The following is a 22,913-nucleotide window of genomic DNA, read 5'->3' on the forward strand; positions in this document are numbered from 1 at the left end:
AGGGGCAGTATGAAAAGCATCTACGACGTCCTTGTGCCGCTGTTGCGTACCTTGCCGGCCGGCAGCCGGCGTTTCCTCACCGGCTACGGCACGGCGTCCGCGGGGCTGGCCCTGCTGGACGTGGTCGCGCTGGGTTTGATCGCCGCGCTCCTGCCGGCCCTGGTGGGAAGCTCCGACGCGGAACTGCCGCTGCTGGGCAACGTCGCCGAAAACGGCATGGCGCTGCCGATCCTCACCTTCATCTGCCTCCTGATCGTGCTCAAGGGCATTTTGGCGGTGCTGCTGCTGCGCATCGCCACCAAACGCTTCGCCCGCCATGAGGTGGCCATCGGCGACCGCCTGTTTGCCGCCTATCTGGCCTCTCCGTGGGAGAAGCGGCTCGGCCGCAACTCAGCCGAGATAGTCCGGTCGGTCGATGTCGGCGTCGGGATCACGGTCTCCGGCGTGCTGATGCCGGCGATGAGCCTCTTCGGCGAGCTGGGCACGCTGGCCGCGGTCGTCGTCGTGCTTTTTGTGGCGCAGCCGCTGATCGCGGTGGTGACCATGATCTACCTGGGGCTGGTGGCGCTGCTGCTGGCGAAGGTGATCTCGCCCCGCGCCGTGGCGATCGGCCGGGAGAACCGGGAGTGGTCCAACCGGACGGCCAAGACCCTGTACGAGGCGCTGGGCGCGCTCAAGGAAATCACGCTGGCCGGCCGCGGGCCCGAGGTGCAGGAACAGGTGCACGGCACCCGCACCAAGTCCTCGATTGCGCGCGCCGGCGCCATCCAAATTTCGCAGATTCCGCGCTACGTGCTGGAGACCGCGCTGGTCCTGGGCTTCGCACTGCTGGGCGGCGTGGGTTACCTGACCGGCGGACCCGCTGGCGCGGTCAGCGCCGTCGGCCTGTTCGCCGTCGCGGGATTCCGCTTGATCCCCTCGCTGACGCGCATGCAGGCGGTGCAGTCCTCGGTGAACACCAGCGCATCCTTTGCCCGGCAGATCGTCGAAGACATTCACGAGGGCGAAGCCGAAATGAACCGGCAGCGCGATGAGCGCCCGCAGCACGAACTCCCGGACAACGCCGCGGACATAGAGCTCAGAGACGTCGCCTTCAGCTACCCGGGTGCGGCGGCACCGGCACTGCACAACGTGAACATCAGGATTCCGGCCGGCAGCCACGTGGCCTTCGTCGGCGCATCCGGGGCCGGCAAATCAACCATGGTGGACCTGCTCCTGGGGCTCCTCGAGCCGAGCCACGGACACATCATGGTCGGCGGCGAACCGATGGAGTTCGTGCTGGACTCCTGGCGCAGGCGCATTGGCTATGTGCCGCAGGAAGTCTCGCTCTTCGACGCGTCGATCGCACAGAACGTGGCCTTGGCGTGGGACCAAGCCCGGGTGGACTCGGAGCGCGTGACCATTGCCCTGCGCCGCGCACAACTGCTGGACACGGTTTTGGAGCGCGACGGCGGCCTGGACGCCCTGGTGGGTGAGCGCGGCATGGCGCTCTCCGGCGGACAGCGGCAGCGGCTCGGCATTGCCCGTGCGCTCTATGACAACCCCCGGGTGCTGGTCATGGACGAGGCCACCTCCGCCCTCGACACCGCCACCGAGGCGGCCGTAACGACGGCGATCCGGCAGCTGCACGGCGACGTCACCGTCATCACCGTGGCGCACCGGCTGGCGACGATCCGGGACGCGGACATCGTCTTCTTCATGCGCGGCGGAACGGTGGCGGCCGCCGGCACCTTCGACGAGGTGGTGGCCAGCGTGCCGGATTTCGCGGAGCAGGCTGCCCTGGCGGGCCTGGGCAAGAAACCGGTAGACGAACACCGGTAAGAGACGGTCAGCGACGGCAGACCTCAGCCGCGACGGACGGCGACTGCAAGCGTCAGCGGCAGCTGCCCTCGGGCCCCCGACCGAGATGCAGCCGCCGCCGCTTATCTGGAGGGGCGCCTATGCGGCAACCATTCCGTGCGGATCGATCACATACTTCTTGGCCGCTCCCTGGTCGAATTCCCGGTAACTCTGGGGCGCCTCGTCCAGGCTGATCGTGGTGGCATTCACGGCCTTGGAAATGTTGGCCTTATCGGCCAGGATCAGGTCCATCAGCCTGCGGTTGTACCGCTTCACCGGGCATTGCCCGGTGGTGAACGAGAGCGACTTCGCCCAGCCGGTGCCCAGCTGCACACCGATCTGGCCGACCTTCGCGTTCTCGTCGATGCCGCCCGGATCTCCGGTGACGTAGAGCCCGGGGATGCCCAAGGCGCCGCCCACCTGTGTCACCGACATGATGTCGTTCAGCACCGTCGCCGGCGCCTCCTCGGCGTCGGGCCCATGCCCTTTGGCCTCGAACCCGACCGCGTCCACCGCCGCATCAACCACGGGGACGCCGAGGATCTGCTCGATCTTTTCCGGCAACGAGCCTTCCTGGCTCAGATCGATTGTCTCGCAGCCGAAGCTTTCGGCCTGCCTCAGCCGGTCGGCGTTCATGTCGCCGACGACGACAGCCGAGGCGCCCAGCACGTGCGCGGAGAAGGCCGCGGCCAGTCCCACCGGCCCCGCTCCGGCGATGTAGACCGTGGAGCCCGTGGTGACGCCGGCGGTGAACGCACCGTGGTAGCCGGTCGGGAAGATGTCGGAGAGCATGGTCAGGTCCAGGATCTTCTCCAGCGCCTGGTCCCGGTCCGGGAACTTGAGCAGGTTGAAGTCCGCATACGGCACCATCACGTACTCGGCCTGGCCGCCGATCCAGCCACCCATGTCTACGTAGCCGTAGGCCGCGCCGGGCCGGGCGGGGTTCACGTTGAGGCAGACGCCGGTTTTGCCTTCGTTGCACATCCGGCAGCGGCCGCAGGCGATGTTAAAGGGCACCGAGCAGATATCGCCCTCCTTCACGAAGAGCACGTCGTCACCGGTCTCGACCACCTCGCCGGTAATTTCGTGACCGAGCGACTGGCCAACCGGTGCGGTGGTGCGCCCGCGCACCATGTGCTGGTCGCTGCCGCAGATATTGGTCGCTACCAGCTTGAGGATCGCGGCGTGCGGTGCCTTTTGCTGGATTCCCATTTTGTTGGCGACTTCGGAAGGCAGTTCCAGCTTTGGGTAGTCGATCGATTCAACCGCAACTTCCCCTGGGCCCTTGTAGACGACTACACGATTTCCCGTCATGGTCTTTCCTCTCGTTTTTCATCCCGAAACCGCGCTAAAGTCGACGGACCTTGCGCAGCCGCATTTTGTTATTTCTCGACGTGTTTTTATCCTTTGTCGGAACCGGGTTTATCGTCCTTTTCCACCGCTCTTGGCGGTAGGTCGGCGCGTGGCTCGCCCTCGGGGACTTCGCGCGGGCGGACGACCAAATCGTAGGCAACGGCGGCGGCACAGCTGCCGATGAAAGGACCCAGTATGTAGAGCGGGTACTGGGACCATTCGACCGCGCCCCCGAAGATGGACTGCACGAGGTTCGGGCCGAAGGTCCGGGCCGGGTTGAGCGAACCGCCGGTCAGCGGAGCCATGACCAAAATGGCTCCCGCGACAGCGAGCCCGATGATCCAGCCCGCCCAGCCCTTCGGCGCCCGCTTGTCCACCGCCACCGCCATGATCGAGAGCATGAGCAAAAAGGTTCCCACCGCCTCCGCGACAATGCCTTGGCCGTAGGAGACCCCTTCACCCAACGTGGTAGCACCTCCACCAAAGTCCACGGCCTTCGTGCCGAATGACGCAACCAGCAGGAGGCTGCCGACAGTCGCGCCGATCAGCTGGGCCAGGAAGTAGGGAACTACTTCCACCCAGGAAAAGCGTCTGGTCACCGCCAGCGCGAAGGTCACGGCGGGATTGATGTGCGCACCAGAGACCGCCAGGAAGGCGTAGATGGCCACAGCGATGGCAATGGCAAAGCCTAGGGCAATAAACCCTACGCCCGGATAGGTCAGGTCCCCGGCGCCCACAGTCAGCGCCCCCAGCACCGACCCGACCCCAAAAGTCACCAGAATCGCCGTACCGATTACCTCGGCCGCAAGCCGTCGCATTAAGGTCGGAGTCATTTTGCACCATTCCATGTAGCAAACGAGGAAATGTTACGAAAATGGAACGAGGTGGAAGTGCTGAGAGTCTATTCCGGGCTTCCGAAGGGCGTCAATAGGAGCAGATAATTGGCATCCATTAACCAGAACGAGGGAGTGTCCTGCCATGCTGTGCCCCCGGAGCAGCGGCCGGGCGGACTACCTGTCCGGCCGTAGATCCCGGCCAGAGGTCGCGCAAAACGCCGGTCGTGGTGCTCTTGCAGCCAGCTCCGGCAGCCAAGAGCGAAAGTGCTCGCCGGTTGTCCAATACGGTCATGGCCGCTGCAGCGCTATGGCCGTGCGGGCTTTTCGGGTTCAGTCGCCCCGGTATGGATGGGGGCTTTCCAGCAGAGCGGACACGACCCGCACCGCAGCGTGACCGTCTCCGTAAGGCTCGTCATTGGTAGAGATTGGCTGCGGACGCTGCACCGTCCGAGCCAGCTGGGACAGATCGTCGCTCACCAACTGGTTCCAGCCGAGCTCGACTGTTTCCACCCATTCGGTTTCCGGGCGGACGGTGGTACAAGGCGTGCGCAGAAGGAAGGCTTCCTTTTGCAGACCGCCCGAATCGGTGACTACGCCCGCGCTGTTGCTCACGGCGTTCACCAAATCGGGATATGCCAAAGGGGCAGCGACCTGCAGGTTCCCCATGGCGAGATCGATACGGTGGCGCGCAGCCAGACCTTGAAGGCGCGGGTGGGCCAGCAGCAGTACGGGTTTGTCGAGGGAAGCCAGAGACGCCACGATGGCTCGAAGGCGGTCGGCGTCGTCGGTGTTATCCGGTCTGTGAATGGTACACACGTAGTAGTTATGCGGCGTCAGCCCCGCCGGCAGCGCCCGCTTCTCGCGCAATACCCTGTCGCGGACCTGGAAGAGAACGTCGGTCATGACATCGCCTACCCGCAGGCTGCGGGCGCTCAGGCCCTCCGCCGCCAGATGCTTCATGGCTACCTCTGTGGGGGCCAAGAGGAGGTCGGCGGCGTGGTCCGTCAAGACCCGGTTATGTTCTTCAGGCATCCGCCGGTTGAAGGAGCGGAGGCCGGCCTCGAGGTGCGCCAGCGGCAGATGTAGCTTCACCGCTGCAACAGCCGCTGCCAGGGTGGAATTGGTGTCCCCATAAACCAAGACCCAATCCGGCCGTTCCTGCTCCAGCACGCCCTCGATTCCTGCAAGCATGTCAGCTGTCTGTTTACCATGGCTGGCAGAACCTACCCCCAGGTTGTGGTCCGGGACGGGGATTCCCAAGTCGCGGAAGAACACATCCGACATCAGCTCGTCGTAGTGCTGGCCGGTGTGCACAATAACGTGTTCTGCCCGGCCGTTCATGGCTTCCGCGATCGGGGCAAGCTTAACGAACTGGGGGCGCGCTCCGACGACGCTGAGAATCCGCATCCTACAAGCCTACTGGGCTGCAGGTATCTATCCCTGCACTGCGGCGATGGACGCGTACAAATCCACCAACTGCGCGACTGCCTTCCGTGGCGAGTGGTGGGCCTCTATCCAGGAAGTGCCCCCTAGACTGGCTGAAGCTGCCCGAGGATCTGTCAGGACCCAGCGGATCTGTTCAATCAACGCTTCGGCTTCCCCCTGCAGGACCGGAACCGGGGCCGGGTAGAAACCTCGGCCTAGCGGCGACATCGCCACGGGCACGCCCATGGCCACGGCTTGGAGTTCGCTCATGGCCAGGATGCCTGCACTTTGACCGACTACGCAGTGCGCCTCAGCGAGCCACCTGAGGTAACGCTCCTTGGCCATGCGCGGGACCAGACGGACACCAGAGGCGGCGGCTTCGGCTGCCCCGTCGCCCCAGTCCAGGCCCTCGAATTCGACGTCATCGCCAAGCGCCTGGACCAAGGACCGAGCCAAGTCGAGTTGACGGCGGCCCCCTTTGGACGTCTCCCATCGCGAGGCGAAGACGATACGCTGCCGTTGCGAAGGGTTCCAGGCCGGCAACGACTCCGGGTCCACCGGGTTCGCCAAGTAAAGGGCGTCGGGCCGTGCCCTGCGCGCATGGGCAGCCAGGTCCGGCGTGGAGTAGAGCACGGCAGCGGCGTGGTCGGCTCCCCACTGGATGGGCGCATGCCGGGCAGGATCGTAAAACTGCGTCCGTATGTCTGTTCCGTGGAAGTGCAAGACGAAGGGCTTGTACGGGCGGGACCGCACGATACCTACCCGCGATCCCGAATGCACGTGAAGGAGGTCCGCGCCCAGGATGCCGACGGCTCGCCTGACCTGCCATGTTGCTTGACGCAGGGAATTTCGCAACTGCCGTACGTCGCGATCGGGTGGCGGAACATCAAACTGCTTCCAAGGCAACGATTGCTGGCGTGCGTACCGCACCAACGTGCCGCCAACGTCGGCAGCATCGTAAAGATGAAGGACGCGCGGAGATTTAGGTTTCACCCCGCCACTCGCCCGGATGCTGTCATCAAGGCGTGGATAGACGACTCCCACCCCTTGTTCTGGTATTCGGACGACAGTTCCCGCGCTGCCTGGTGTGCGTTCTGTTTCCAGTCATCCACCCGCTCCGGGGTCAAGCCCAGCAGGACTTCCCGCAGGCTTTCGGTCGAGAAGCTGGACGCGGCAACTCCCAGTCCGTGCCGTTGCAGCAGTTCCTCCATGGCCGGCGAAGGCCCAATGATCAGCGCAGTCCTCGCCTGGACGGCTTCAAAGAACTTGTTCGGCAGGGCCTGGGCAAGGTTGAAGTTCGTCGGCGGGAGATAGGCGATGGCCACGTCGTACTCTGCCACGGTATCCACGAGCTTGTCGTACGGGACAGGGTCGCGGAAACGCACCTGTGGGATCTCAGACGCCAGGCGTTTCAGTTCGGCGACGTAGTCGGGCTCATTGGGCATCACGATGAGGTCGAGTTCCAGGTGCTTTGGTGCGTCCCGGAATGCCTCGATGATGTCCTCGATCTTTCGGTAGCGCTGTCCGCCTGCGCTGTGGATCAGGCGCATGGTGTCGGGCGTCTTGCGCGGGGCCTTGTCCACGTAGGGCGCCGCATTGGTCACCACGTCTGCCTTAACGCCGAAGTCGGCTTCGTACTGCCGGGCAATTCCCTTCGAAACGGTGGTGACCGAGGCGGCCTTGCCTAGGTACATGCGGCAGATCCACCGCATGTAGGGAGCCACGAGGACGCGCCAGGCAGGCTTGTCGAAATGCTCTTTCGGCCCGAACTCATGCAGGTCTGCGTGCACGCCGTGAGTACTGCCGAGGCTCACGGCGAGCGGGACGGTGTTCAGGTCGTTGGCAAGGATTGCGTCGAAGTTCCGTCCGCGCAGCAACCGGAACGCTTCGGCCACACCGCCGATGCTCCAGTAAACGTCCGTGTACCGCCGCAGGGCTAAGCGTTGTGGGTCCCGCGGCCATCCCACCAGCTGGTCGTTGATTTGGATATGCTCCGCCACACCGTCCGGCGAGGGCCCGTATCCGCACGTGATGACGTTGTATCGGGCTTTGAAAAGGTTGATCTGCTTGAGTACGCGCGGATCTCGGCGCAACGGTGACAATGAGAGAATCAGCAGGGTTTGGGGCTCAATCACAGGGCCGCCTTTCGTCCGGATCCAAGTAGCGTGCCATAGCCGCCACTACGACAGAGTTGGCATTGGTCCGCAGCGGCGCTTCGCGCCGGACGTTCGCGAGCCAGCGCCGGGTGAAGGTGCGCTGCAGCGCGTTCGCGGCCGCGCGCCGTCGTAATTCAGCCGCTATTGCCGTGCCGGAAGCCGCATCACGCAGCACCAGCAGCAAGCGTTCGTCCGGGGCGCTGAGCAGGCGCGGCGCGCCGGGTGCGGCGGCGGTCAGCGAACGTAAGACGGCGGAAATCGCCTTCCGGTCCTCGGCTTCCCAGGCGAACTCCGCACCTCGGCGGACGGCCGCGCTGATCACGTGGCCGCGCAGCAGCTTCACCGCGATGGCTTCCCGCTGCGCGGCGGGCAGCGCCGGAAACCAGTCCCCGGAAACCAGCGCAGTGACGTCCCGGAACTGGCTGTCCAGCGGCAGCACCGCGGACGTCACGCGTTCGTCTGCGTCCTGCCCCACCAGGTAGGCCGGGGCGTGGGCCGGATAAGCGATTTTCTCGCCGGAGAACCAGAGCCGTAGGCCGAATTCCAGGTCCTCGCCGGTGCGCAGGCTCTGGCTCAGCCGCAGCCCCAGCCGGCTGAGCGCCTCGCGCCGGATCAGTCCCAGCGGCGCGGTCCGGTAGGCCAGCCGGTCGCGCAGCGGATCCACCAGCGGTCCGCGGAACACGCGGGCGCGCGGGGTCAGGATCCGCGGGCCGCCGCGGTAGCGGAGCGGTGCGATGACGGCGGCAGCGCCGGTGGCTCGGGCGGCATCCAACCAGGCGGACACCGCTCCCGGCTCCAGCGTGTCGTCCGAGCCCATGATGCCGACGAACCCGGCCCTCGCCTGGTCCAGGCCATAGTTGAACGGGCCGGCCGGGGACGGAATGCCGTCGGCCAGTTCGAGCAGCCGCACAGTCTCCGGAAGGCCCGCCAGCTGTCCGCGCACTGCGCCGGGATCCATGTTGTGGCACACCACCGTAGCGCCGACACGCCCCGGCGCCGCGGCCAACACGGATTCCACCGCCCGCCTGACGGGCCGGTCCGCGGTGTGCACGGCAATCACGATTTCGGCTTCCGGCACCGTCATGCGCCGCTCCCCGGCCGCGCGGGGTCATCGGGTCCGGCCGCATCCTCCGGGCGCGGCGCTTCATCCAGCGCGATCCGGCGGGCCAACTTGGTAATCCGCTCCTCCAGCTGGCGGGTGCGTTGGAACGAACTGGCCATGAAAATCAGGAAACACACGATCAGTCCGTACAGCACCAGGTCGGTGCCGCGGCCAATGCCCAGCATATTCGCTGCCGCGGTGAGCATGCCCGGGAAGAACACGGACAGCGCCGCCATCACGGCGAAGAGCACCAGCACGATCCGGCGCACCGCCTGGTGACGCGCATTCTGGCCCCCGCGCATCAGCGCCAGCGCGCCGAGCATGACGGCCAGGACCAGGACAATTTGGACGACTATGAGCATGGGTTCACCGGAAGAAGAGGTCTGCGAGGATGTTGACGCCATTGAGCAAGGACTGCCCCTTGGACTTGGAATATTCCGTATAGACAATGTGTACCGGCTGCTCCACCACCCGCGCCTCGAGCGCGGAGAACTGATGGATCAGCTCGGACGCGTGCGCCATCCGGTTCTGCCTCAGATGGATTTTGCGCACCACCTCGGCGGACATCGCGCGCAGTCCGTTGTGGGCATCAGTGAGATGGTAGCCGGTGGACAGCCTGGACTGGACGGCGGCCGTGCGCAGCACCAGCCGCTTGAGCGCCGACACCTCACCCCGGCCGTCGAGGAAACGGGAGCCCAGCACCACGTCCGCCTCGCCGTCCCGGACCCGGTTCAGCATGGCAGCGGCATCCTGCACCCGGTGCTGGCCATCGGCGTCGAACGTGATGACCGCGTCCAACTCCGGGTCCTGCACGGCATATTCGAATCCCGTCTGCAGCGCGGCACCTTGGCCAAGATTCACCGGGTGGACAACGACGACGGCGCCCGCCTTGCGTGCCATGGCGGCGGAATCGTCGCTGCTTCCATCGTCAACGCAGACCACGTGCGGAAAGGTCTGCAGCAACTCCTGGATGACCGAGCCGACAACGGTGGCCTCGTTATACATCGGCACGACGACCCAGCAGCGACTCACCCAGCTAGTATTCCACAACGGGAATGGTCCAGGCCGCCGCGGCACCGGCCGCTCATGGCCGCCGGGGCGCGGGCGCCTGCGCAGCCAGATCCTGATAGTGGCGGTCCAGCTCCCGGGCGCTGCCGGCGAGGCTCCGCTGGTCCACCACGAACTTGCGGGCGTCCCGGCGCATGGCGAGATACTCCGCGCTGCCCAACTGCAGCAGTTGCTGCAGCCCGTCCTGCAGTTGGCGGAAGTCCGCTTCCGGTGCCAGCAGCCCGGTGACGCCGTCATCCAGCATTTCGGGAATGCCGCCGCTGCGGTATGCCAACACCGGCGTCCCGCAGGCCTGGGCTTCCAGCAGCACCAGGCCGGCCGCTTCCCGCGCGCCGCCGGCCTCCTGGCTGGGAGCCACCAGGATATGTGCCTGCTGCATCCAGGAGCGAACACCGGCCCGGTCCTGCCGGCCCACGAAATCAATGTGTGGATGGCTGGCGGCGTGCTCGGCCACGGCGTCGCGCAACGGTCCGTCGCCGATCACGACCAGCCGGTGTCTGGCTTTGCGCGAGACCGCCAGCGAGGCGTCCAGCAGATCCCGGATCCCCTTCTGCATGTTGAGGGTGCCAACAAACAGCACCACCGGCATCTCATCGGACTGATGGCGGGTGGGCACAAAATAATCCGTGTCCACGCCCTGATAGTGCACCTGGATCTTTTCGGTATCGAGTTCCAGGTCCGCTGCCCGCCCGGCCATGTAGTTGCTGACCACCAGCAGCCGGGAACTGTGGGCCGCGGCGGCCAGGACGTTGCGGTGGTGCCACCGTGCCATCATGGTGTCCGCCGGGTTCGCCAGGGACACCAGGTCGGAGCCGTGCATGGTGGTGATCAGCGGGGCTCCGGAAACGGTGGAGGCCTTGACCGCCGGCTCCGACCAGGTAGCGAAGTGCTGGTGGATGAGGTGCGGCTGGAAGCGGGCCACGGCCACGGCCATGGACCGCATGAACGCGGGCATCACCAGCTCGCGGCGGCGGAAGCCCAGCCCCGGGGCCGGGACGAAGTCGGTGACCGGGACGGTGACCGACGGGTCCTCGATCTGGGCCACCAAGGTGAAAACGTGGAAGTCGTGCCGGTCCTTCAGCCGCTCGGCGTGCGCCGTGGCAAAGTACGTTGGCGGAATCCGCAGCGTGCTCTTGGTGATGGCGATCTTCACGAGGCTCCTGGACCTTTTCGGCTGCAGCCGGCTGGATCCGGCTTCCATCGCCATCCTAGCCCGGCGTCCTTCGCGCCAGCTGGGGCATCCGCACCGCGGCAAGGTCAGGGCGCACGGCGGCAGCAGTGTGCGGCGGGTCCGGCGCGCCGGATACCCCGCCGCGCACAGCCACTGGATTGCCGGACGGTAATCTTTCAATGTCCGGCATTCGCCCGGCATCGGTGACAAGGAGCAGTGGTGGCCCAGCAGATCCTGTGTATCTCTTTCTCGGATATCCAGGCCGATTCCCGCGTGCTGCGGCAGCTGAAGCTGCTGGCCGAAGCCGGTGAAGTCACCACGCTCAGCTACGGCGCACGTCCGCCCGGAGCCACCCACCACCTGGAAATCGACGCCTCGCTGCCGTCGCTTCCGCAAACGCCGCTAGGCGTGCTGCTGCTGGCACTGCGCCAGCATTCCGCGGTGGAACTCAGCGCTCCGGCGGTCAAGCAGGCCCGCGCGCTCGTTGCCGGTCGCCGGTTTGACCTGGTCGTCGCGAACGAAGCGCGGGCGCTGCCGCTGGCCCACGCCGTCGCGCAAGGGGCACCGGTCTGGGGCGACATGCACGAGTGGGCGCCGGAGGAACGCTCGCATGTGCTGCCGTGGAAGCTGCTGGTGGCCCCGTATATGCGCAGCATCTGCGCCAAATACCTGCCGCGCACCACCGCGATCACGGCCGTAAACGCTTCCATCGCCCGGATGTACGCGGAGCAGTTCGGCTGCACCGTTGAAGTGGTCCGCAACGCCGGGCCGTTCCGGCATTTGGAGCCGTCCCCGCCGCTGCCCGGAAAGATCCGGCTGGTCCACAGCGGCGCCGCGGTGCCCGGCCGCAATCTGGAAGGCACCATCGAGGCGGTCAAGATGCTCGACGACCGCTTCACGCTGGATCTGTATCTGGTGAAGGCGCGCGACGGCGGACGCTATTGGCAGCAGCTCAAGGACCTTGCCGCAGGCGACCCCCGCATCACCTTCCACGATGCAGTGCCGCCGGAAGAGCTGCCCGCCACCCTCAATGCCTACGACGTGGGGGTCTTCTCGCTTCCGCCGCAGACCATGAACCACCACTTCATGCTGCCGAACAAGTTCTTCGACTTCGTCCAGGCCCGGCTGGCGCTGGTGTTCAGCCCGTCCCCGGAAACGGCAGCCTTGATGAGGACCTACGATCTGGGCGTGGTGACCGAGGACTTCAGCACCGAATCGCTGGCGCGCGCGCTGGCATCGCTCACCACCGAGCAGGTGGACAAGTACAAGGCCAACGCGCACGGCGCCGCCGCAGCATTAAGCTCGGCCGAAGACGAAGCAGTCACCCGCGGCATCCTCGCCGCCGTGCTCACCCCCTGACCCACGGGTGCGCTGGCGCGGGCCTGGCTGCTCAAGCCCGCCCACCTGAACGACTGCGCCGATAATGCCCACCGCCAGCCCGAAAGTGGGCGTTATCGGCAGAGTCGATGGGAGGCGGCAGCCCGTGTGGGAGCCGGCAGCCCGTGTGGGAGCCGGCAGCCCGTGTGGGAGCCGGCAGCCCTTGTGGGAGCCGGCAGCCCGGCGTCTAGCCGGCAGCTCAGCGCAAGCCGAAGGCTTCGGCGGCGTCGGCAATGGCTGCGGCTGCCCGGTTCCCGACGCTGCGCAGCGAGTAGTTCCGCTCCACCCAGTCGGACAGCCGGCGGCGTTCGGCGTCGTCCACGGGCTCTTCCAGCGCAGCGGCCATCGCCTCGGCCACTTGGCCTGCGTCCCAGTCCACGTTCTGCCCCAGCTTGTGGTCCGCGACCAACTGCCGCAGCGGCCCGACGCCGGCGTAGACCACCGGCGCGCCGCAACTGAGCGAGACGAAGGCTTTGGTGGCGAAGGCGAAGTCGTAGCCACGGGCCGGCCGCACCGAGGCGAGCCCCGCAGTGGCGGTGCGCAGCGCGCGGGCGATGGTGCCGCCGTCGGCCGTTCCCATGAAGCGGATGCGCTCCCCCGCCGGTGCCGCACGCCGGCGCAGCTCCTCCAGTTCCACTCCGCCGCCGTACATCAGCAGCCGGGCATCCGGGTAGCGGTCCATGATCTTCAGGAACCCGTCCACGAAGACGCCGGCGCCCTGGATCTCGGACATGGTCCCCGCGTAGACGAAGGTGGGGCCGGGATGCGCATCCCCCGGCCCGGCCAGGCTGAAGGTGTCCGTGTCGATGCCGGTGCCGACCTCTGTCACCTTGGCCCGTCCGCCGGTCAGCCGGGCCAATGCCAGCGTCACGCCGGCGGAGATGCTCAGCACACCGGACGCGCCGGTGATCACCCAGCGCTCCACCGCCCGCAGCACCGCGACGACCCGCGGGTCCACGCCGATCCCGGCCGCAGCATCAGAGCTGACGTCGGCGGAGAAGTAGACGTACGGGCGGCGCCGCAGCGCTGCAGCCAGCCGGACCACCACGCCGGTGGTCGGCGGCGGTTCCACCAGCAGCAGGTCGAACGGTTTCTGCGCCAGTAGGCGGAAGAACAGCGGAAGGTCGAAGCTGGCGTACTGGAGGTAGCCGCGCACGGCGCCGCTGGCATCCCGCAGCACCGGCCAGCGCCGGATCCGGACACCCGCGCCCGAAGCTTCACCCTCCGCAGCGCGAAGTCCCCGCGGCGGCCGGGTGGTCAGCACTTCCACCTCGTGGCCGGCCTCGGTCAGCGCCCGCACGGTGGCGGCCAGCCGGTAGGCGGCGGCGCCGGCTTCCGGGAGGTATATCCGGGTGGCCAGCAGGATCCGCAGGCCCATCAGGCGTGCAGCCCGACGGTGCGGGATTCCTTTGCGCTGGCGATCATGGCTTCGGCCACGCGCAGCGTGTTCAGCCCCTCCCGCATGGTGACGATGCCTGCGGCCGGACGGTCGCCGGCGGCACCGCCGTCGTGCTCCGCAGCCGCGGCACCCGGGGCAGGTTGGGGCAGCAGCCCGCGGTTGGCCAGCACGGCATCGCGGAACGCTTCGTGTTCTACCTTCAGCGGTTCCCGCTTGGGGATGGCCAGGCGGGTGATGTTGCCTTCGGAGACGCCGCGGAAGTTGGCCACGGACTCCCACTCGGTGTTGATGGTGCCGTTTTCGTGGAAGGTCAGGTCGGCGGTCAGGGTGTCGGCCACGAAGGCGCCGCGTTCGCCGGTGACCACGGTGACGCGTTCCTTTGTCGGCGACAGCCAGTTCACCAGATGGCTGGTGATCACGCCGTTGTCCAGCAGGCCGGTGGCCGCCACCATGTCCTCGTGCTCGCGGCCGGTGCGGATGGTGGTGTTGGCGCTGACGGATGCGTAGCCGGCCTGTGCCAGCCAGGCGGTCAGGTCGATGTCGTGCGTGCCGAGGTCTTTGATCACGCCGACGTCCGCGATCCGCGCTGGGAAGGGTCCCTGCCGGCGGGTGGCGATCTGGAAGATCCGGCCGAGTTCGCCGGCTTCCAGCCGTGCGCGCAGCGACTGCAGCGCGGGGTTGTAGCGTTCGATGTGGCCGACGGCGCCGACCAGCCCGCGCGATTCGAACGCGTCCGCCAGCTTCTCGCCGCCGGCAACCGTGTCAGCAATCGGCTTCTCCACCATCGTGTGGATGCCGGCCTCAGCGAGCGCCATCCCGACGTCCACATGCAGGCCGGTGGGGACAGCGCACATGGCGATGTCGATCCCGGCGTTGATCAGTTCCTCGACCCCGGAATAGACCGGCAGGCCGGGCGCTGCGCCGTGCGGGTCGCCGTAGGCGTCGGCGACCGCGACCAGTTCCACGCCGTCGGTTTCGCGGAGCACGCGGGCGTGGTGGCGGCCCATCATGCCCAGCCCGATCAGGCCGGCGCGGAGCACTGTCTTCCCGCTTCCTGCCACGGTCAGGCACCTGCCTTCGCGAGGGCGTTGACCGCGGTGGCGATCCGGTCCAGATCCTCGGCGTCCAGCGAGGGGTGCACCGGCAGCGAGAGCACCTCGGCTGCCGCTGCCTCGGTCACCGGCAGCTCCGCAGTGACGTTGAAGGAAGGCAGCCGGTGGTTCGGGATCGGGTAGTAGACCCCGGAGCCGATGTTGTATTCGTCTTTGAGCGCCGCGGCGAAGCGGTCCCGCTCCCCCGCACCGATCCGCACCGTGTACTGGTGGTACACGTGCACCGCGCCGGCGGCCACCTGCGGCGTGCCGACGCCGGCCAGGTTCTCGTCCAGGAACGCGGCGTTGGCCTGGCGCTGTGCGGTCCAGCTGCCGACCTTGCCGAGTTGCACCCGGCCGATCGCGGCGTGCAGGTTGGTCATCCGCGCGTTAAAGCCCACCAGTTCGTTTTCGTACTGGCGCTCCATGCCCTGGTTGCGCAGCAGCTTCAGGCGCCGTGCCACCTCGTCGCTGCCGGTGGAGACCATGCCGCCTTCGCCCGAGGTCATGTTCTTCGTCGGGTACAGGCTGAACATGGCGAACTCGCCGAACGTGCCTACCCGGCGGCCGCCCAGCGAGGCGCCGTGTGCCTGCGCGGCGTCCTCGAACAGCAGCAGCGCCTTGTCGGCGGCCAGCGCACCCAGCGCCTCCATGTTGGCCGGATGCCCGTACAGGTGCACCGGCATGATCGCCTTGGTCCGCGGCGTGATGGCGGCGGCGACCGCGTCTGGGTCCAGGCAGTAGTGCTCCGGCTCGATGTCCGCGAACACCGGGGTGGCCCCGGTCAGCGCCACCGAGTTGGCGGTGGCGGCGAAGGTGAACGACGGCACGATCACTTCATCCCCGGGCCCGATGCCGGCGGCCAGCAGGCCCAGGTGCAGGCCGGAGGTGCCGGAATTGACGGCCACCGCGTGCCGGCCGTCCAGCAGCACCTGCGAGAACTCCTGCTCGAAGGATGCCACCTCGGCCCCCTGGGCGAGCATGCCGGAGAGCAGCACCGCGTCCACCGCGGCCCGTTCCTCGTCGCCGATGATCGGCTTGGCCGCCGGTATGAAGTCCTTGCTCACTGCTGTTCTCCTCGCGTTTGCTGGCCCATTTCCTGCAAGCTGCCCTCATCCTCCCGGTACCGTTCGCCCGTGCCCGGACACACCCAGACCGCAGGGTCCGCCGGGTCCTGGCCCAGCCGCTGCCCGGCCCGGCCTACCCAGCCGATGCGTTTGGCGGGCACGCCGGCCACCAGTGCAAAGTCGGGCACGTCGCGGGTGACCACGGAGCCGGCGGCCACGGTGGCCCAGGCGCCGATGGTCACCGGCGCCACGCAGACCGCCCGGGCGCCGATCGACGCGCCGTCGCGGATCTCCACGCCCACCGGCGTCCAGTCGTCCGCGCTCTTCAGCGACCCGTCGGGCGAGACGGCCCGCGGATAGGTGTCGTTGGTCAGCACCACCGCCGGGCCGATGAACACGCCGTGGCCCAGCCGCGCCGGCTCGTAGACCAGCGCGTAGTTCTGCACCTTGCAGTTGTCCCCGGCCTGCACGCCGGTGCCAATGTAGGCGCCGCGGCCCACAATGCAGTTTTCGCCCAGCACCGCATCCTCGCGGACCTGGGCCAGGTGCCAGATCTTCGTGCCCTCACCCAGCCGGGCGGAGTCGGCCACATCGGCCGAATCGGCGATGAACGCCATAGGTTCCCTCTTTCCGCTCACGGCCGCAGCCGCCGTCGTCAATTCCGTTCTGCTGCCGGTGCCCTCAGGCCTTGCCGATCACCCGGTACGCCACGCCCGGCCAGCGCTGGGCCGAGCTGATCCGGCGGCCGTCGATGAACACCTTCACGCCGGGCAGGTCGTCCGGGCCCAGCTCCGCGTACGCCGCGTGGTTGGCCTGCACCACCGCGGCGTCTGCCGGCTCGCCCAGCTGGTAGGGGGTGAAGCCCAGGGCGCGGAGTTCCTCGTCGCTGAACAGCGGATCATGGACGACGGCGGTGCCGCCCCGCGCAGTGATCGCCTCCACCGCGCCGAACACCCCGGAAAACGCCGTTTCCTTCACGCCGCCCCGATAGGCCGCGCCGAGGACCACCACGCGGGCGCCGGCCAGATCGCCGTAGGCGCCCTCGAGCAGTCCGATGGTGTAGTCCGGCATGCCGGCATTCGCCGCGCGCGCCGCGGCCACCACCGTGGCCGACGGGTCGTTCCACAAATACAGCCGCGGATACACCGGAATGCAGTGCCCGCCGACGGCGATACCGGGCTGGTGGATGTGGCTGTACGGCTGGGAATTGGACGCTTCGATCACCTGGTAGATATCGATCCCCGCGGTGGCGGCGTAGCGGGCGAACTGGTTGGCCAGCCCGATGTTCACGTCGCGGTAGGTGGTCTCGGCCAGCTTGGCCAGCTCGGAGGCCTCCGCCGAGCCCAGGTCCCAGACACCGTTGCCGCGCGGCAGGTCGGGGCGGTCGTCGAAGTCCAGCACCGCCTCGTAAAACCTTTGGGCCACCGCGGACCCGGCCTCGGACAACCCGCCGATCAGCTTGGGGTACTTGCGCAGGTCCTCGAAGACCCGCCCGGTCAGCACCCGCTCCGGGGAAAAGACCACGTGGAAGTCCTGCCCCTCGACCAGTCCCGAGCCCGCCTCCAGCATCGGCTTCCACCTGGTCCGGGTGGTGCCCACCGGCAGCGTGGTCTCGTAGGACACCAGCGTGCCCGGGGTCAGATGCCGGGCCAGCTCCTGCGTGGCGGCGTCCATCCAGCCGAAGTCCGGCTTGGCCTCGGCGTCGACGAACAGCGGCACCACCAGCACCACGGCGTCTGCGCCGGGCACCGCCTCGGCGTAGTCGGTGGTGGCGCGCAAACGGCCCGCAGGCACCAGCTCGGCCAGCTTGTCCTGCAGTCCCGCCTCGCCGGGGAACGGCTCGGTGCCCGCATTGACCAGGTCCACCACGGCAGCGTTCACATCCACCCCGATGACCTCGTGCCCCTTCGAAGCAAACTGGACGGCCAACGGCAGCCCGATCTTTCCCAGGGCAATGACAGCGATCTTCAAGAGCTAAGGCCTTTTCTCGTTAGGTCAACGTGACGGCCGCTTCCGGCCCAGAGTCAAGCGTATCGCTTGAACCGGATGGCCAGAGGTCCCGCCGGTTATCCACAGCTAGGCCTTCGGAGGGGAAAGCGCCCGGACATTCTGCCTAGGTTCGTGTCATGGTCCTTCATCTGACGCTGGCGGCCGCACCCGGAATCCCGGCCGCCGCGGCCGCCTGGATCGCCGACCATTCCGATGCGGTCTGCGGGTTGGAGTCCGGAAGCAGCGCCGCTCCGCTGGCCGAGTGGCTGCACGGGCAGCTGGCCCGTGTGGGCTTTACGGTGGCCGGCCGCAGCCTGGCTTCACTGACTGCCGGGGTGCACCCGCTGGTCGACGGCGCCGTCGTCGTCTGCGCCCCCGAGGACGCCTGCTTTCCGCGTCGGGATGCTGCTCCGCTGCCGCCGCTGCTGCTGGCCGTGACCGCAGGGCCCGACGCCGGCCGGATGTTCAACCTGCACCGCGGCTGTTCCACTGTTGGCCGACACGCCTGCGCGCTGACGATCGCGGATCCATCGTTGTCCCGGCTGCATGGCTGGCTGGACGTGACCGACCGCCACGTGCTGCTGCGCGACGCCGGCTCGGTCAACGGCATCGTCTGCGGCGGCAAGCGCACCGAGCAGGTGGTACTGGCCGCGGGACGCAGCGCGTGGATCGGCAACAGCCAGCTGCGGCTGGTCGTGGGCAGCGAACCCGGCGAACCGTTCCAGCCGGACGCTGGGCTGGACCTTCCGGTGCCGGTGGCGGAGAAACGTCCGGAACCGCGCAACACCACGACGTTGTTGCTGGCCGGCCTCCCTCTCATCGCCGGCCTGGCCCTGGCCCTGCTGACGGGCATGTGGTTTTTCCTGGTCTTCAGTGCCATGTCGCTGCTGGCCGCCGCGGTGCCCTATACGGCTGGGCGCCGCCAGCGCCGCCGCTACCGGGCGGCAGTGGCCGCGGCGGCGGAAGCCGATGCCCGCCGTCGTCATCTGGCGGCACCGGACGCTGCCGCCCTCACGGTTTCCCTGCTCCGGTCCGCGGCACGGACCCGCAGCCCAGCCAACCGGCCGCCCGTCAACCAGCCGCCTGGGCGCCAGCCACCTCCGGAGCACGTCTGGCTGCGCCTAGGGACGGCCAGCCTGCCGGCACATATCGGCTCGGCCGAGGCACCGGTTGCGGAGCCTCCCCTGCTGGAGAACATTCCGCTCTGCGTGGATCTGCTGGCCGAGCACCGGCTGAGGTTCGAGGGAACAGCGTCGGGGCTGGACGGCCTATTGAGGTCGGTGCTGCTGCAAGTGGCTGCCCGGGCCGGCGGAACGCCGCAGGTGGTCTGCTATGCCGTGCCTGAGCCGATCCGGTCGTCCGCGCGGTTCCTTCCCGGAGTCCAGCTGGCGGAGCGGCCTGGACAACTGGCCGGGCTGCTGTCCGCCGGAAGCGGCAGTGCGGTGCTGCTGGTGGCCGAACGCCATTCCGAGGCAGCCCGGGTGCTGGCGGACTGCGCGGCGCCGGCGGCGGAGCTGTGGTTCGGCGGTCCAGCCGGACCTGGGACGCGGATCGTGGTCTCGGGCGCGGACAGCCGCCTGATCCGCGACGGCGCAAACATCCGGTTTTCGGCCGACCTTGCCACTTCCTTGGTGCTGGATCGCTTCGCGCGGCTGGCTGCGGCGGTTTCCGGCCAGCGCCCGCAGGCCATCGGGTCCGTGCCCGCCAGCTGCCGCCTGCAATCGATGCTCCAGCCCGAACCACTCGCCCAGCGCTGGGCCCGCGGCGACCGGGGTCCCGGCCTGACCGCCCTCCTCGGTACCGGGGTTAACGGCCCGCTGGTGCTCGACCTGGCCGAGCACGGCCCGCATCTGTTGGTCGCCGGAACTACCGGAGCCGGCAAGTCCGAACTGCTGCGCAGTCTGGTGCTCTCGCTGGCCCTGACCAGGTCTCCGGACACCGTCAACGTCCTGCTGGTCGACTTCAAAGGCGGCTCCGGGCTCGGGCCGCTCGCCCGGCTGCCGCATTGCGCAGGACTGCTGACTGATCTGACGCTGGAAGCAGTGAACCGGTCGTTGGCCTGGCTGCAGGCGGAAGTGCGTCGCCGCGAAACGCTGTTGGCCGGCCTCGGCCTCAGTGACATCGCAGCCTGCAAACCGGGAACGTTGCCTCGGCTCGTCGTCGTGGTGGACGAATTCCGGATGCTCGGCGAGGACGCGCCGCAGGCGCTTCCGGAACTAATGCGTTTGGCCACGGTCGGGCGCGCCCTGGGCATTCACCTGGTGCTGGCGACACAGCGGCCGCAGGGTGCCGTGTCCTCGGACATCCGCGCCAACGTCACCGCCATGATTGCGCTGCGGACACAGAATGCGGCCGAGTCGCGGGACCTGCTCGACTCGCCGGTGGCGGCCGACATCCCGGTGACCGCACGGGGCAGGGCCTATCTGCGCATCGGCACGGGAGAGCCCGTGCTGTTCCAATCAGCTGCCAGCATTTTGCCTGGCGCAGGTGCGGCTGCTGTCTTCCAGACCGTGGACGAATGGCTGCGGCAGGAAGAGGAGACAGCGCGAAACGACGCGGACGGCATACGACGGCTCGGGCAGCTGGTGGCGGAAGCCGCCGGCGTCTCCGGCGGCCTGGGCTTAGCGGGAGCCAGACAGCTGCTTCCAGCCCTGCCGTCCAGTCTGGCCGTCTCCGATCTGGCCGTCTCGGATGTGGCCGATGACCGGCTCCCGCTCGACGCAGGCGGGAGCATCGCCGTCGGGCTGCTGGACTTGCCGTCGCGGCAACGGCAGGAGCCCCTGCACTGGTGGCCGGAGCGGGACGGGCATCTGGCCGTGCTCGGTGTCGAGGGCAGCGGGCACCGGGAGTTCCTTCGGGCGCTGGCGGCACAGCTCCTCGGCAGCCCGGCGGAACGTCATTGCTATGTTCTGGACGGTGACGGATCGCTGGGTCCGGTCTCGCGCGCAGAGCGCACGGGTGCTTACGTCGGACCCGAGGACGTCGAGCGCGCGGCACGGGTCCTCCGCCGTCTGGCCGACGAGGTTTCCGCCCGGCTGGGCAGCCTGGCCGCGGCGGTGGATCCGGCCGGACCGGCCGCCGGCGTTCCCTTGGTCCTGCTGGTCAGCGGATGGGGCCGCTGGCTGGGTGGCTTCCGCTCCGGCCGGCTCGGCTGGGCCGAAGACTGTATGCAGGACATCGCCCGCGATGGCCCAGCGACGGGAGTGGCCCTCGCGGTGACCGGCGAGCGGGAGCTGGCCAGCAGCCGGTTCCTGCCACTGATGTCCAACAGGCTGCACCTTCCGACCGGCGCCGGGCCAGAAACCTTGATGAGCTGGCCGCGGCTGCCTCCGATGGAACCGGTGCCCGGCAGGGCGCTGGCCCAAGGGCGGATCGGCGGCGAGGGCGGTGTCTGCCAGTTGATCACCGACCCGGCGGGCACTCCCCCACCAGCCACCGCCCGCACCCGCCCGTTCCGGGTGGAAGCACTTCCTCGATCAGTTCCCGCCAGCGCACTGCCACGCGTCTGGCACGGGAACCCGGTGATCGGCGTGGAAGGCGACGACCTCGAGCCTTCGACGCTGCAGCTGCCGGCCGGCGAGGTGTACCTGGTCCTCGGCCCGGAAGGCAGCGGGAAAACCAACCTGTTGGCCCTCCTGCAGCAGGCGCTCGACGGGCTGCGGCCCTGTTCGGCACCGCCAGACGGCGTCAACGTTGACGGTTTCTGGGCCGGCCACGGCCCGGTGGCGCGGGGTACCGTGCTGCTGGTGGACGACGCCGCCGGCCTCGGCGCCCGGGCCCAGGAAGCGGTCGCCGCCCTGGTTGCTGCCGGCGCATCCGCCATCGCGGCAACCTGCCCCGGGCCGCTGCTGCTGCAGCAGTTTCCGCTGGCCCTGCAGGCCAGGGCCGCTGGGCGCGGCATAGCTTTGTCTCCGCAGGCCGGCGCGGATGCAGATTTCTTCGGGGTCAGGCTCGACGACGGATGGAGACCGCCGGGACGTGCCTACCGGATCGGCTCCGGAAAGGCCGTGCCGTTGCAGGTCGCCCTGGCTACAAAGCGCGTGGAGCGGCACCCTTGATCAGGAAAGCCGTCACCGGCTTGGTCAGCAGCAGGACAAAGGAGGCTCCGGCCGCCGCCAGCAGGATCGGGCCAATCACCACCTGGCCGCCCTGGATCATTGAGATGGCCACCACCACAACGAACACCTGCCACACGAGGGCCGCGGCCCTGGTCCAGCGGTAGCCGCGGAACAGAAAATGTCCGACCACCAGCAGCCAGATGCCGAAGACCAGCATCAGGACCAGCAGGAAGATGCTGCCGGCCATCGACATGGGGGTGTGCGTGGCCAGTCCGTAGCCATACAGTGCGGCTCCCGCCAGCAACGCGAGGGCCTCCAAAACGACGGCTGCGGCAATGACGTTGACGGCCATCGGGCGGGAGGCAGGGCTTGACGACGGGGCAGGCATTGACACATTCGCACCCTACCTTAGATAGTCAGATATCGGCTTTCGGGCCGGGGCCGCACTAACCAACCCTGTGATGAATGACTCACGATCTGCGGCCGCTTAAGTCGGCATGACCCCTTGTTTACGTGGATTTAACATGAAACGCTGGATGGCGAAGCAAAGGGGGCCTGTCTGGCTCCCTTTTCTATGAGTTTGTTCGTGAATGTTTTCACGAAAGCAACCAACCGGATATGAACCGGACACCATTTAAAGGAGTATGTGATCAGCATGGATTGGCGTAGCCGCGCGGCATGCCTGGATAAGGATCCCGAACTATTTTTCCCCGTGGGGAATACCGGGCCAGCACTCCTGCAGATCGAAGAGGCCAAGAGCGTTTGCCGACGCTGCCCGGTAATCGATACCTGCCTGCAGTGGGCGATCGAGTCCGGACAGGACGCCGGCGTCTGGGGCGGTATGAGCGAGGATGAGCGCCGTGCGCTCAAGCGCCGCGCTGCCCGGGCCCGCCGGGCCTCCTGACCCGAACCCAGGTTTCTTCAGAGGCCGCTGCCGATTCCGGCAGCGGCCTCTTGCGTTCCCGGGGGCACAGCATGCTCC

General features: G+C 67.9%; 20 protein-coding genes. 5 read left to right on the forward strand and 15 right to left on the reverse strand.

The features are described from left to right. Positions 1 to 9 precede the first annotated feature (9 nt). Positions 10 to 1,821, forward strand: a complete 1,812-nt coding sequence (locus AC5RWX_RS03405; protein ID WP_493938708.1) for an ABC transporter ATP-binding protein — start codon at positions 10 to 12, stop codon at positions 1,819 to 1,821. Positions 1,822 to 1,938: 117 nt separating this feature from the next. Here AC5RWX_RS03405 and fdhA read toward each other — a convergent pair whose 3' ends face one another. The 9 genes from fdhA to AC5RWX_RS03450 form a co-directional block, all read right to left on the reverse strand. Continuing rightward, positions 1,939 to 3,153 carry a formaldehyde dehydrogenase, glutathione-independent gene (gene fdhA / locus AC5RWX_RS03410; RefSeq protein WP_493938707.1) on the reverse strand — a complete coding sequence of 405 codons (1,215 nt, stop codon included), beginning with the start codon at positions 3,151 to 3,153 and terminating at the stop codon, positions 1,939 to 1,941. Between the two features lie 86 nt (positions 3,154 to 3,239). Beyond that, positions 3,240 to 4,010 carry an MIP/aquaporin family protein gene (locus tag AC5RWX_RS03415; RefSeq protein ID WP_493938705.1) on the reverse strand — a complete coding sequence of 257 codons (771 nt, stop codon included), beginning with the start codon at positions 4,008 to 4,010 and terminating at the stop codon, positions 3,240 to 3,242. Positions 4,011 to 4,358: 348 nt separating this feature from the next. Beyond that, positions 4,359 to 5,435: a non-hydrolyzing UDP-N-acetylglucosamine 2-epimerase gene (gene wecB / locus AC5RWX_RS03420; protein WP_493938704.1), complete on the reverse strand. Its 1,077-nt coding sequence runs from the start codon at positions 5,433 to 5,435 to the stop codon at positions 4,359 to 4,361. A 27-nt stretch (positions 5,436 to 5,462) separates the two neighbouring features. Further along, positions 5,463 to 6,206 (reverse strand): glycosyltransferase family protein, encoded by a 744-nt coding sequence (locus tag AC5RWX_RS03425; protein WP_493938703.1) that lies wholly within the window; start codon positions 6,204 to 6,206, stop codon positions 5,463 to 5,465. Between the two features lie 236 nt (positions 6,207 to 6,442). Beyond that, a complete protein-coding gene (locus AC5RWX_RS03430) occupies positions 6,443 to 7,588 on the reverse strand; it encodes a glycosyltransferase (RefSeq protein WP_493938702.1) in 1,146 nt (381 codons plus the stop codon). Then, positions 7,581 to 8,693 (reverse strand): glycosyltransferase, encoded by a 1,113-nt coding sequence (locus AC5RWX_RS03435; RefSeq protein ID WP_493938701.1) that lies wholly within the window; start codon positions 8,691 to 8,693, stop codon positions 7,581 to 7,583. Before AC5RWX_RS03435 ends, AC5RWX_RS03430 begins: the two co-directional genes overlap by 8 nt. Then, on the reverse strand, positions 8,690 to 9,073 hold the full coding sequence (locus AC5RWX_RS03440) for a DUF2304 domain-containing protein (protein WP_493938700.1): 384 nt from the start codon (positions 9,071 to 9,073) through the stop codon (positions 8,690 to 8,692). The genes AC5RWX_RS03435 and AC5RWX_RS03440 overlap by 4 nt, the downstream gene beginning before the upstream one ends. A gap of 4 nt (positions 9,074 to 9,077) precedes the next feature. Next, complete coding sequence (locus AC5RWX_RS03445; protein ID WP_493938699.1) at positions 9,078 to 9,743, reverse strand: glycosyltransferase family 2 protein; 666 nt, start codon at positions 9,741 to 9,743, stop codon at positions 9,078 to 9,080. A gap of 52 nt (positions 9,744 to 9,795) precedes the next feature. Next, positions 9,796 to 10,932 (reverse strand): glycosyltransferase, encoded by a 1,137-nt coding sequence (locus tag AC5RWX_RS03450; protein ID WP_493938697.1) that lies wholly within the window; start codon positions 10,930 to 10,932, stop codon positions 9,796 to 9,798. On the opposite strand from AC5RWX_RS03450, the gene AC5RWX_RS03455 reads away from it, so the two are divergent. Then, positions 10,919 to 11,122, forward strand: a complete 204-nt coding sequence (locus AC5RWX_RS03455; protein ID WP_493938695.1) for a hypothetical protein — start codon at positions 10,919 to 10,921, stop codon at positions 11,120 to 11,122. The two genes, AC5RWX_RS03450 and AC5RWX_RS03455, sit on opposite strands and share 14 nt — an antisense overlap. A gap of 47 nt (positions 11,123 to 11,169) precedes the next feature. Further along, entirely contained in the window at positions 11,170 to 12,309 is a 1,140-nt protein-coding gene (locus tag AC5RWX_RS03460; RefSeq protein WP_493938694.1) for a glycosyltransferase, read from the forward strand. A 217-nt stretch (positions 12,310 to 12,526) separates the two neighbouring features. Here the strand turns inward: AC5RWX_RS03460 and AC5RWX_RS03465 are convergent, their stop codons facing one another. From AC5RWX_RS03465 to AC5RWX_RS03485, 5 genes are all read right to left on the reverse strand, one after another. Beyond that, entirely contained in the window at positions 12,527 to 13,705 is a 1,179-nt protein-coding gene (locus tag AC5RWX_RS03465) for a glycosyltransferase (RefSeq protein ID WP_493938693.1), read from the reverse strand. After that, entirely contained in the window at positions 13,705 to 14,736 is a 1,032-nt protein-coding gene (locus AC5RWX_RS03470) for a Gfo/Idh/MocA family protein (protein WP_493938912.1), read from the reverse strand. Before AC5RWX_RS03470 ends, AC5RWX_RS03465 begins: the two co-directional genes overlap by 1 nt. A 53-nt stretch (positions 14,737 to 14,789) precedes the next feature. Continuing rightward, a complete protein-coding gene (locus AC5RWX_RS03475) occupies positions 14,790 to 15,884 on the reverse strand; it encodes a DegT/DnrJ/EryC1/StrS family aminotransferase (protein ID WP_493938691.1) in 1,095 nt (364 codons plus the stop codon). Further along, positions 15,881 to 16,501 (reverse strand): acyltransferase, encoded by a 621-nt coding sequence (locus tag AC5RWX_RS03480; protein ID WP_493938690.1) that lies wholly within the window; start codon positions 16,499 to 16,501, stop codon positions 15,881 to 15,883. Before AC5RWX_RS03480 ends, AC5RWX_RS03475 begins: the two co-directional genes overlap by 4 nt. Before the next feature lie 64 nt (positions 16,502 to 16,565). After that, positions 16,566 to 17,855 carry a nucleotide sugar dehydrogenase gene (locus AC5RWX_RS03485; RefSeq protein WP_493938689.1) on the reverse strand — a complete coding sequence of 430 codons (1,290 nt, stop codon included), beginning with the start codon at positions 17,853 to 17,855 and terminating at the stop codon, positions 16,566 to 16,568. Between the two features lie 155 nt (positions 17,856 to 18,010). Between AC5RWX_RS03485 and AC5RWX_RS03490 the strand changes: the two genes are divergently transcribed. After that, the gene (locus AC5RWX_RS03490) at positions 18,011 to 21,931 is read left to right on the forward strand and encodes a type VII secretion EssC family protein (RefSeq protein ID WP_493938688.1); all 3,921 of its coding nucleotides are present in this window, start codon (positions 18,011 to 18,013) and stop codon (positions 21,929 to 21,931) included. On the opposite strand, the gene AC5RWX_RS03495 is transcribed toward AC5RWX_RS03490, so the two are convergent. After that, a complete protein-coding gene (locus AC5RWX_RS03495) occupies positions 21,903 to 22,319 on the reverse strand; it encodes a hypothetical protein (RefSeq protein WP_493938911.1) in 417 nt (138 codons plus the stop codon). The genes AC5RWX_RS03490 and AC5RWX_RS03495 overlap by 29 nt on opposite strands. Before the next feature lie 267 nt (positions 22,320 to 22,586). Between AC5RWX_RS03495 and AC5RWX_RS03500 the strand changes: the two genes are divergently transcribed. Continuing rightward, positions 22,587 to 22,835 (forward strand): WhiB family transcriptional regulator, encoded by a 249-nt coding sequence (locus AC5RWX_RS03500; RefSeq protein ID WP_086994524.1) that lies wholly within the window; start codon positions 22,587 to 22,589, stop codon positions 22,833 to 22,835. Positions 22,836 to 22,913: the final 78 nt, after the last annotated feature.

It is taken from the genome of Arthrobacter sp. SPT-J7 (assembly GCF_059089965.1).

Excerpts from the sequence above, each read along its gene's own strand:
- AC5RWX_RS03405 (WP_493938708.1), top strand. The coding sequence starts at position 10 with ATGAAAAGCATCTACGACGTCCTTGTGCCGCTGTTGCGTACCTTGCCG.
- fdhA (WP_493938707.1), bottom strand. The coding sequence starts at position 3,153 with ATGACGGGAAATCGTGTAGTCGTCTACAAGGGCCCAGGGGAAGTTGCG.
- AC5RWX_RS03415 (WP_493938705.1), bottom strand. The coding sequence starts at position 4,010 with ATGCGACGGCTTGCGGCCGAGGTAATCGGTACGGCGATTCTGGTGACT.
- wecB (WP_493938704.1), bottom strand. The coding sequence starts at position 5,435 with ATGCGGATTCTCAGCGTCGTCGGAGCGCGCCCCCAGTTCGTTAAGCTT.
- AC5RWX_RS03435 (WP_493938701.1), bottom strand. The coding sequence starts at position 8,693 with ATGACGGTGCCGGAAGCCGAAATCGTGATTGCCGTGCACACCGCGGAC.
- AC5RWX_RS03440 (WP_493938700.1), bottom strand. The coding sequence starts at position 9,073 with ATGCTCATAGTCGTCCAAATTGTCCTGGTCCTGGCCGTCATGCTCGGC.
- AC5RWX_RS03455 (WP_493938695.1), top strand. The coding sequence starts at position 10,919 with ATGGCGATCTTCACGAGGCTCCTGGACCTTTTCGGCTGCAGCCGGCTG.
- AC5RWX_RS03465 (WP_493938693.1), bottom strand. The coding sequence starts at position 13,705 with ATGGGCCTGCGGATCCTGCTGGCCACCCGGATATACCTCCCGGAAGCC.
- AC5RWX_RS03470 (WP_493938912.1), bottom strand. The coding sequence starts at position 14,736 with ATGATGGGCCGCCACCACGCCCGCGTGCTCCGCGAAACCGACGGCGTG.
- AC5RWX_RS03480 (WP_493938690.1), bottom strand. The coding sequence starts at position 16,501 with ATGGCGTTCATCGCCGATTCGGCCGATGTGGCCGACTCCGCCCGGCTG.
- AC5RWX_RS03490 (WP_493938688.1), top strand. The coding sequence starts at position 18,011 with ATGGTCCTTCATCTGACGCTGGCGGCCGCACCCGGAATCCCGGCCGCC.
- AC5RWX_RS03495 (WP_493938911.1), bottom strand. The coding sequence starts at position 22,319 with ATGCCTGCCCCGTCGTCAAGCCCTGCCTCCCGCCCGATGGCCGTCAAC.
- AC5RWX_RS03500 (WP_086994524.1), top strand. The coding sequence starts at position 22,587 with ATGGATTGGCGTAGCCGCGCGGCATGCCTGGATAAGGATCCCGAACTA.